This is a genomic window from Aerococcus sp. L_32 (genome assembly GCF_050689315.1).
Genome location: NZ_JBOEQF010001098.1, coordinates 1 through 616, shown reverse-complemented (window position 1 = coordinate 616; position 616 = coordinate 1). Strand labels below are relative to the sequence as shown.

The 616-nt window shown below is 43.0% G+C and carries 1 protein-coding gene; it reads right to left on the bottom strand.

Annotated features, from left to right (window positions below; all coding sequences use genetic code 11):
• Window positions 1-616: extracellular solute-binding protein (locus tag ACRCJ0_RS18365; protein WP_431391589.1), on the bottom strand; the 616-nt coding region annotated here is incomplete at both ends.

Sequence of the window (616 nt, the reverse complement as noted above, 5' to 3'; positions counted from 1 at the left end):
TGGCCATTTTTCGTACCATGTTTGTGCGTATTCAATCCCTTCAATAGCACCTTCAGTATTTAAACCGATGTCAGCTGTATCAGTACCATCTTCCCCGAAGATGTAGCCACCGTGACCAGCAATTAAACCGTAAGCAGAGTAGAAGTCTACCCAGTTTGCTAAGAAGCCAGTGTTTTTGCCTGATTCAGAAGAGTAGTCATATGCTGAATCTTCTGATAAGGCTTCCAATTCTTCAAATGTTGTTGGGGCAGTATCGATTAATTCTTTGTTGTAGTAAAGGACTAAGGCTTCAACTACATAAGGCACACCGTAAATTTCGTCATTAGCTGTTACTTGACGCTCGTCTGTTTCGTCATAACGACCATCATCTGGCAGTGTTACTGGTAATAAATGTCCTTGAATACCTAGGTTTCCAATCCGGTCGTAAGGGGCGATTGTCACGTCTGGCGCAATCCCTGCTGGACCATCTAATGAAAGTGAATCTAAGGTTTCGAACATTTCACGTTCAACAACTTCAACGTCAATCCCTGTCTCTTCTTCAAAGGCTGGGGCAATTTCGTTTACGTAATCTACATAGTCAGCACCAACTGATACTTGTAAGGTGCTACCGCTTGCA